This is a genomic window from Stenotrophomonas maltophilia group sp. LNF247, from assembly GCF_054083135.1.
Map to the genome: position 1 here is coordinate 43,482 of NZ_JBSRQL010000022.1, position 8,179 is coordinate 51,660.

Annotated in this window: 9 protein-coding genes; 5 read left to right on the plus strand and 4 right to left on the minus strand. The window is 66.7% G+C overall.

Annotation, left to right across the window (positions count from 1 at the left end; translation table 11 throughout):
* Positions 1–29: 29 nt before the first annotated feature.
* Positions 30–449 carry a hypothetical protein gene (locus ACTXG9_RS17795; protein ID WP_019661152.1) on the minus strand — a complete coding sequence of 140 codons (420 nt, stop codon included), beginning with the start codon at positions 447–449 and terminating at the stop codon, positions 30–32.
* Between the two features lie 122 nt (positions 450–571).
* Here ACTXG9_RS17795 and sufT point away from each other — a divergent pair, with 122 nt between their 5' ends.
* The 3 genes from sufT (at position 572) to ACTXG9_RS17810 (ending at position 4,471) form a co-directional block, all read left to right on the plus strand.
* Positions 572–1,123, plus strand: a complete 552-nt coding sequence (gene sufT / locus ACTXG9_RS17800) for a putative Fe-S cluster assembly protein SufT (RefSeq protein ID WP_005415385.1) — start codon at positions 572–574, stop codon at positions 1,121–1,123.
* A gap of 59 nt (positions 1,124–1,182) precedes the next feature.
* Positions 1,183–2,277 carry a branched-chain amino acid aminotransferase gene (locus ACTXG9_RS17805; protein ID WP_058980362.1) on the plus strand — a complete coding sequence of 365 codons (1,095 nt, stop codon included), beginning with the start codon at positions 1,183–1,185 and terminating at the stop codon, positions 2,275–2,277.
* A 451-nt stretch (positions 2,278–2,728) separates the two neighbouring features.
* Positions 2,729–4,471, plus strand: a complete 1,743-nt coding sequence (locus ACTXG9_RS17810; protein ID WP_019661154.1) for a S8 family peptidase — start codon at positions 2,729–2,731, stop codon at positions 4,469–4,471.
* 119 nt (positions 4,472–4,590) lie between these two features.
* On the opposite strand, the gene ACTXG9_RS17815 is transcribed toward ACTXG9_RS17810, so the two are convergent.
* From ACTXG9_RS17815 to wrbA, 3 genes are all read right to left on the minus strand, one after another.
* Positions 4,591–5,076, minus strand: coding sequence for an asparaginase domain-containing protein (locus ACTXG9_RS17815; RefSeq protein ID WP_010481766.1), 486 nt, complete (start codon positions 5,074–5,076; stop codon positions 4,591–4,593).
* 85 nt (positions 5,077–5,161) lie between these two features.
* Positions 5,162–5,491 carry a DUF2069 domain-containing protein gene (locus ACTXG9_RS17820; protein ID WP_180832802.1) on the minus strand — a complete coding sequence of 110 codons (330 nt, stop codon included), beginning with the start codon at positions 5,489–5,491 and terminating at the stop codon, positions 5,162–5,164.
* The gene (wrbA, locus tag ACTXG9_RS17825; protein ID WP_021203211.1) at positions 5,488–6,081 is read right to left on the minus strand and encodes an NAD(P)H:quinone oxidoreductase; all 594 of its coding nucleotides are present in this window, start codon (positions 6,079–6,081) and stop codon (positions 5,488–5,490) included. The genes ACTXG9_RS17820 and wrbA overlap by 4 nt, the downstream gene beginning before the upstream one ends.
* 77 nt (positions 6,082–6,158) lie before the next feature.
* On the opposite strand from wrbA, the gene ACTXG9_RS17830 reads away from it, so the two are divergent.
* Together ACTXG9_RS17830 and ACTXG9_RS17835 are read left to right on the plus strand one after the other, a co-directional pair.
* A complete protein-coding gene (locus ACTXG9_RS17830; protein WP_019661157.1) occupies positions 6,159–7,433 on the plus strand; it encodes a YihY family inner membrane protein in 1,275 nt (424 codons plus the stop codon).
* Positions 7,430–7,999, plus strand: a complete 570-nt coding sequence (locus ACTXG9_RS17835; protein WP_099591109.1) for a TlpA family protein disulfide reductase — start codon at positions 7,430–7,432, stop codon at positions 7,997–7,999. The genes ACTXG9_RS17830 and ACTXG9_RS17835 overlap by 4 nt, the downstream gene beginning before the upstream one ends.
* The last annotated feature ends 180 nt before the right edge of the window (positions 8,000–8,179 follow it).

Genomic DNA, 8,179 nt, shown 5'->3' on the forward strand with positions numbered 1-8,179 from the left:
ATCCCCGGCGGACGTGGCAACCGGCGTGCTCAGCGCGCCAGCCAGGCGCCCACGGCCACGCCCAGCGCCAGCCACAGCCATTCCACCGCGCCATTGGCGAGGGCGATCAGGGTCCAGGCCAGGTGCGGGCCCATCCGCAGGGTCGCGTCCCACAGGTCCAGCCCGATCGAGCCGCCCATCCAGGCGCTGGCGATGGTCCAGTTGGCGACGGCGGTCACCAGCAGGGTGCCCAGCACGACCAGTGCAATGCGCAGCCGGCCCGGGCCCAGCGTACCCATGCGCAGCATGAACACCAGTTCCAGGGCGGTCACGACCGCCATCCAGCCGACCTGCCGGCCGGTCATCAGCGCCAGCACCATCCAGGCGAGGGGAGCAACAAGCAGGCCCAGCAACAGCATGATGGGCCAGAGCCAGGTCACGGTCCTGGCACGCGCGGCATTGGAGGACATCGAAGCTCCCTGAAGATCACCCACAGGATACTGTGGTTTGCCGCAGTGCACCGGCGGCGACAGGGCGGCTGGGCTAGAATGCCGTCTTGCGTGGCCCCGGCCACGGCCCCATATCGGTCCCCATGTATTCCCGTAGCAGCGAACCTGTCCACTTCGAACGCGATTGCGAGGCCGTGATGGTCCCGCAGGGCGACACCGTGACCCTGCCCGCCGGCAGCTATGGGTACATCACCCAGGCGCTGGGCGGCAGTTATTCGGTGTTCGTCGAGGGCAACCTGTTCCGCATCGCCGGCAAGGACGGCGACGCCATCGGCAAGGAAGCGCCGGCACCGCTGGAACTGCCGGCCGACGCCACCGATGAACAGGTGGAACAGCTGGTATGGCAGCAGCTGCGCACCTGCTTCGACCCCGAAATTCCGGTGAACATCGTCGAACTGGGCCTGGTCTACGAGGTCGAGATCAAGCACCTGGACGAAGGCAAGCGCGAGATCGATGTGAAGATGACCCTGACCGCACCGGGTTGCGGCATGGGCGAGATCCTGGTCGACGACGTGCGCAGCAAACTCGAAATGATCCCGACGGTGGCCGAGGCCGACGTCGACCTGGTGTTCGACCCGCCGTGGAACCAGCACATGATGTCCGAGGCGGCCCGGCTCGAGACCGGCATGCTTTGACCCACGGCCCGCAGTGACGCGGGCCCGGCAATACCCGCAACCAGAACAGGAAATCTCCGGTGTCCCAGTCCATTCCCAGCTTCGCCGTCACCCGTTCGGACCACCCGCGCAGCGCTGAAGAGCGCGCCAAGATCCTGGAGAAGCCGGGCTTCGGCCTGCACTTCACCGACCACATGGTGGAAGTACGCTGGGACAAGGACACCGGCTGGCACAACGCCAACGTGCGTGCCTACGGTCCGCTGCAGCTGGACCCGGCCGCGGCCGTGCTGCACTACGGCCAGGAGATCTTCGAAGGCATCAAGGCCTACCGCCATGCTGACGGCTCGATCTGGACCTTCCGCCCGGATGCCAACGGCCGTCGCCTGCAGCGTTCGGCGCAGCGCCTGGCGCTGCCGGAACTACCGGTGGAGATCTTTGTCGAATCGCTGAAGCAGCTGATCGCCGTCGACAGCGACTGGGTGCCGTCGGCCGACGAGTCGAGCCTGTACTTCCGCCCGTTCATGATCGGCGATGAAGCCTTCCTCGGCGTGCGCGGTGCGCACAAGGCCGGCTACTACGTCATCGCCAGCCCGGCCGGCCCGTACTTCGCCAAGGGCGTTGCCCCGGTGTCGATCTGGCTGTCCACCGAATACGCGCGTGCGGCCAAGGGCGGCACCGGTGCTGCCAAGTGCGGTGGCAACTACGCCGCCTCGCTGCTGCCGCAGCAGAAGGCGCAGGCACAGGGCTGCTCGCAGGTGCTGTTCCTCGACCCGGTCGAAGGCAAGTACCTGGAAGAACTGGGCGGCATGAACGTGTTCCTGGTCTACAAGGACGGCACGCTGGTCACCCCGGAACTGTCGGGCAGCATCCTCGAGGGCATCACCCGCGAGAGCATCCTGCAGCTGGCCCGCGACCGCGGCATGAAGGTCGAAGAACGCAAGGTCAGCATCGACGAGTGGAAGGACGGCGTCGCCTCCGGTGCGATCAGCGAAGTGTTTGCCTGTGGCACCGCCGCGGTGGTCACCCCGATCGGCCAGCTGAAGGGCGAGGGCTTCTCGGTGGGCGACATCAACGCCCCGGCCGGCGAAGTGACCATGTCGCTGCGCAAGGAACTGACCGACATCCAGTACGGCCGCCTGCCGGACCGCCACAACTGGCTGGTCAAGCTGGGCTGATCGCCCACATCGAATCGTAGAGCCGGGCCCGCGCCCGGCTGCGCTTCTGGAAAGCCCGTCCCCGCGACGGGCTTTCTGCATTTCAGGCCAAGGGGTCAGATCCCTTTCCGCGTGAAAAGGCATCTGACCCCGGATCGGCGGACGCCGATGTCGGCAAAGTCATTCCGGGACATGTGAGGGCCCAGTCAGGTCTGTGCAGGACGCGAGAAAGTTCCTTCACCTTCACAAACCCTTGACCCGAAAAGTCTCAGAACGAACATTTCATCTAGCTGAAAAGACGCTGAAAATCTTGTGGTGTCCGGTTTCGGCCATTAGCGTCATCTGCACGGCGGATCGTTAGGGGGATCCGCTGGCTCGCCGGACTTCGAACCTCGCCAATGCAAGCCAGCCCAGGGTTCGGGCCGGTGCTTCTGCCGATTCCGGCATTCACACCACAAGAAAGGGAAATACGATGTCCCAGGTAACGCAACCGCGTGTGCGTCGAGTGTGGGTGGTCCTTGGTGCGTCCGTTCTGTCATCGCTGCTGCTGGCCACGCCTGCGCTGGCCGGCGATGTCCAGCTCAGCGGCCTGCAGTCCGCGCCGACCCACCAGCGTTTCATCGTGAAGTACCGCGACGGCAGCGCGCCGGTGGCCAACACCACCGCACTGGCCTCTTCACTGAAGAATGCCGCCGCCGGCCTGGCCAGCAGCCAGGGCCGCGCACTGGGCCTGCAGCAGGTCCGCAAGCTGGCCGTCGGCCCGACCCTGGTCAGGACCGATCGCCCGCTCGACCAGGCTGAATCCGAGCTGCTGATGCGCAAGCTGGCCGCCGATCCGAACGTGGAGTACGTCGAAGTCGACCAGATCATGCGCGCGACGCTGACCCCGAACGACACCCGCTTCAGCGAACAGTGGGGCTTCGGTACCTCCAATGCGTCGATCAACGTGCAGCCGGCCTGGGACAAGTCGACCGGCACCGGCGTGGTCGTGGCGGTGATCGACACCGGCATCACCAACCACCCCGATCTCAACGCCAACATCCTGCCCGGCTACGACTTCATCAGCGACGCCGCGATGGCGCGCGATGGTGGCGGTCGCGACAACAACCCGAACGATGAAGGCGACTGGTACGGCGCCAACGAGTGCGGCTCGGGCATCCCGGCCTCCAACTCCAGCTGGCACGGTACCCACGTCGCCGGCACCGTGGCGGCAGTGACCAACAACAGCACCGGCGTGGCCGGTACCGCGTTCAACGCCAAGGTTGTGCCGGTGCGCGTGCTCGGCAAGTGCGGCGGTTACACCTCCGACATCGCCGACGCGATCGTATGGGCTTCCGGCGGCACCGTCAGTGGCGTGCCGGCCAATGCCAACCCGGCTGAAGTCATCAACCTCTCGCTGGGTGGTGGCGGCAGTTGCTCCACCACCTACCAGAATGCGATCAATGGCGCTGTCGGCCGTGGCACCACCGTGGTGGTCGCCGCCGGCAACAGCAACACCAACGTGTCCTCGTCGGTGCCGGCCAACTGCCCGAACGTGATTGCCGTGGCGGCCACAACCTCGGCCGGTGCGCGTGCCAGCTTCTCCAACTACGGCACCGGCATCGACATCTCGGCACCGGGCCAGAGCATCCTGTCAACGCTCAACACCGGCACCACCACGCCGGGCAGCGCCAGCTACGCGTCGTACAACGGCACCTCGATGGCGGCGCCGCATGTGGCCGGCGTGGTTGCGCTGATGCAATCGGTCGCGCCAAGCCCGCTTAGCCCGGCGCAGGTCGAGAGCATCATCAAGAGCACCGCACGCCCGCTGCCGGGGTCATGCTCGGGTGGCTGCGGTGCCGGGATCATCGACGCCAACGCTGCGGTGTCCGCGGCCATCAACGGGGGCGGCACTCCGAATCCGGGCGGCAACGTCCTGCAGAACAATGTGCCGGTCACCGGCCTGTCGGCCAGCAGTGGCTCATCGCTCAGCTACACCGTCAATGTCCCGGCCGGCAGCAGCCAGCTGCGCGTGGCGATCAGCGGCGGCACCGGTGACGCCGACCTCTACATCCGCCAGGGCAGCGCGCCGACCGACACGGTGTACACCTGCCGTCCGTACCTGAGCGGCAACAGCGAGACCTGCACGGTGAACAGTCCGGCCGCCGGTACCTGGTATGTGCGGGTGAAGGCGTACAGCACTTTCTCGGGCGTGACCCTCAACGCCCAGTACTGAGCCCAAGTCCCTCTCCATGGGCACGCCCCGGCCCAGGCCGGGGCGTTCTTGCATGGGGCCGGCGGTGGTACGTGCCGCCGCGCCATGGTGGGTGCCGACCTTGGTCGGCACGCTGTTCCTCAGACCGATTCGAAGCGGTTCGCGGCCACGTTCTTGCGCACGTGCTGCGGGTCGAAGATCCGCCCGTTCATCGCGATGTACACGCCGCTCGGCAGCGACTGCACCGCACCGATCGCACAGCCGATGTTGAACTCCGCATCCGAGCCGCGGAAGCGTGCCGGGCTCAGTGCACCGGTCATCACGATGGTCTTGTCCGGAATCGTCGCCAGCACCTTGCCGGTCTGCACCATCGAGTCGGTGCCGTGGGTCACCAGCACGTGCCGGGTCGGCTGCGCGGCGATGGTGGCGCGGATCAGCTCGCGGTCCTCATCGTTGATGTGCAGCGAATCCTTGCGCAGGATCGGAATCACGTTGAAGCGGAACGTCACGCCCAGCTCGCGCAGGATCATGCCGATCTGCGGATCGCCGATCTGGTAGTCCGACTTGTCGTCGAAGTAGATCTTGTCGATCGTGCCACCGGTGGTGACGACCAGGAGCTCTTCCATCATGTGCATGCGCGAAACCAGGACAGGTGCAGCGGCGCGGGGCCGGGAGCACAGATGATACGGCCCGGCGGGCGCAGCGTCAGCGTCACTTGCCGAAGCGGGCGCGCAGCCCTGGCAGGCTGGCGCTGAAGATCACCAGCAGGGCCAGTGTGATTTCGATCAGCGCCAGCCAGCGCGTCTGCGGGTGGCTCCAGGCGCTCATCACGCCGTGGCTGAACCAGCCCAGGGCCAGTACCGAGGCCCAGAAACCCGTCCTGCGCCATCCCAGGCGCAGCGCAATGGCCAGCGCGAGCGGTGGCGCGGTAAACACCAGCTGGGTGGCCAGCCAGTGCTTGTCATTGATGAACCAGCCGGCGAACAGCGCAGCCAGCCCCATCAGGGCCAGCAGCAGGACCGTGCGCTGCCCGGTGCTCATCGGGCCAACCGCTGCGCGATGTCGGCCACCCGGCGGCCAAGCGCGCGCGCAAGCACGGCTTCATCGTCGGTCGGCTGCGGGTCGTCGGCGGCACCGGCCACGTGGCTGGCGCCATACGGCGTGCCGCCACTGGTGGTGTGGCTCAGCGCCGGCTCGGTGAACGGGATGCCGACGATCACGCAGCCATGGTGCAGCAGTGGTACCTGCATCGACAGCAGGGTCGATTCCTGGCCGCCATGCATCGAAGCAGTCGAGGTGAACACCCCGGCCGGCTTGCCCGACAAGGTGCCGTTGACCCATTCGGCGCCGAGCCCGTCGAGGAAATGCTTCACCGGCGCGGCCATGTTGCCGAAGCGGGTCGGGCTGCCGAGCAGCAGGCCTTGGCATTCGGCCAGGTCCTGCACGCTCACGTAGGGGGCGCCATCGTCGGGCACCGGCGGCTGCGCGGTCTGGGTCACTGCGGCCACCGGCGGCACCGTGCGCAGGCGCGCGCTCATGCCAGGCACTTCGCCGACGCCCCGCGCGATCTGGCGCGCCAGCCGTGCCACCGAACCGCCCCGGCTGTAGTACAGCACCAGAATCTCGCCCATCGTGCCCGCTTCTCCTCGTCGTGTGGCCACCAGTATGGCTATCCTGCCAGCATTCCGCATCGGGTACCCTTTCGCCGATGGAACCTTTGGATACGCTCAACCTGTGGATGGAGCGCGCGCGGGATCGCGCACGGGCCATCAGTTTCGGCCGCTTCCTGTGGCATCGCTTCCTCGACGACCGCCTGTTCCAGGCAGCGGCGGCGCTGGCCTATACCACGGTGTTCGCGCTGGTGCCGCTGGCCATCGTGGTGTTCGGTGTGCTCTCGGCCTTCCCCGTTTTCGACCGCTGGAGCGACCAGCTCAGCGACTACGTCTTCTCCAACTTCGTGCCCAACGCCGCGCGCGCGGCCGAGGGCTACCTGCGGCAGTTCTCGGCCAGCGCCGGCCAGCTCACCGCCGCCGGCTTCATCGCGCTGGTGGTATCGCTGCTGATCACCCTCAACAGCGTGGAAGAGACCTTCAACCAGATCTGGCGGGTTGGCTCCACCCGGCCCAAGCTGACCCGCTTCCTGGTCTACTGGACCGTGCTGACCCTGGGCGCGATGCTCGCCGCTGCGTCGCTGGCGGTGTCGGCGCGGGTGTTCGCGTTGCCGTTGTTCGGTACCCAGGAGGGCCGTTGGCTGGCCGAACTGGCCCTGCGGCTGGCGCCGATCCTGATCGAGTTCGTCTGCATCACGCTGATGTTCCGGGTGGTGCCGCACCACACCGTGAAGTGGCGGCACGCGATACCCGGCGCGATTCTGGCGGCGGTGATCCTGGAGCTGGTGAAGTGGGGCATCGGGGCCTATCTGGGCAGCTTCCAGTCCTACCAGAAGCTGTATGGCACGGTGGCCTTCGTGCCGATCCTGCTGCTGTGGATCTACCTGTGCTGGGTGGCGGTGCTGCTGGGCGCATCATTGTCTTCGTCGATGGCGGCCTTCCGCTACCAGCCGGTGGAACTGCGCCTGCCGCAGGGGTATGAGTTCTATGGACTGCTTCGCCTGCTCGGCCGCTTCCAGCATGCACGGGCGAAGGGCAAGGGCCTGGCCGATGACGAGATCCTGCGGCTGGAGCCGATGCTGACCGATTCACTGCTGCAGGACCTGATCTGCAATCTGCAGGACATCGACCTGCTGCGCCGCGATGAGCGCGGCGAGTGGCTGCTGTCGCGCGATCTGGACCAGGTCAGCCTGGCCGATCTTTACGAATGCACCCAGCTGCGCATCCCGGTGGCCGAGCAGCACCTGCCGTATCGTGATGACAGCCTGGGACGTGCCGCATTGGCGGCGCTGGACGATCTGCGACTGCCCTTGCGTGAACGCCTGAAGCGCAAGGTCAGCGATATCTACACCGATTCCGGAGACATGCCATGACCCGCAAGACCCCGTTGCTGCTGCCGCTGGCACTGTTGCTGGCGCTGTCGGCCTGCAAGCCGGCCCAGGAGCCCACCCCCGCCAGCAGCCAGCCACCGGCACAGGCACCGACCCCGGCCACCCCCGCAGCGGTGGAGGAGACCCCGGCCGAACGTACCACCGCCGAGTTCCCGACGCTGAAGATGAAGGCGGTGGACGGCAGCGACTACGACCTGGCCGCGCATCGCGGCAAGTGGGTGGTGGTGAACTTCTGGGCGACCTGGTGTGCCCCGTGCCGCAAGGAGATGCCCGAGCTGTCGGCGCTGCATGCGATGCGCAGCAACATCGAAGTGGTCGGCCTGGCCTATGAAGACATCGAGGTGCCGGAGATGCAGTCGTTCCTGACCAAGCATCCGGTGACCTATCCGATCGTGATCGTGGACCCGTTCGATCCGCCGGCGGACTTCGCCACGCCACGCGGCTTGCCGTTGACGCACCTGCTGGATCCGCAGGGCAAGCTGGCGCACACGTTCCTTGGCCCGGTGACCGCCGCCGACATCGAAAAGCAGATCGCTGCTGCCAAGTAGGTTGGGTATCGGCAGGGCTGCGCCCTGCACCCGCCGAAACTTTCAAGCAACGGCAACAGCAACTGCCAAAGTGCGATTTCCGTGTTGTGGCGGGGCGGTGTCGGAGTGCGGGGACGCCGCAAGTACGTCCATGTAGGCTTGGCAGCCGCATCCATGCGGCACGTAGGCCAGCTCCGGCAC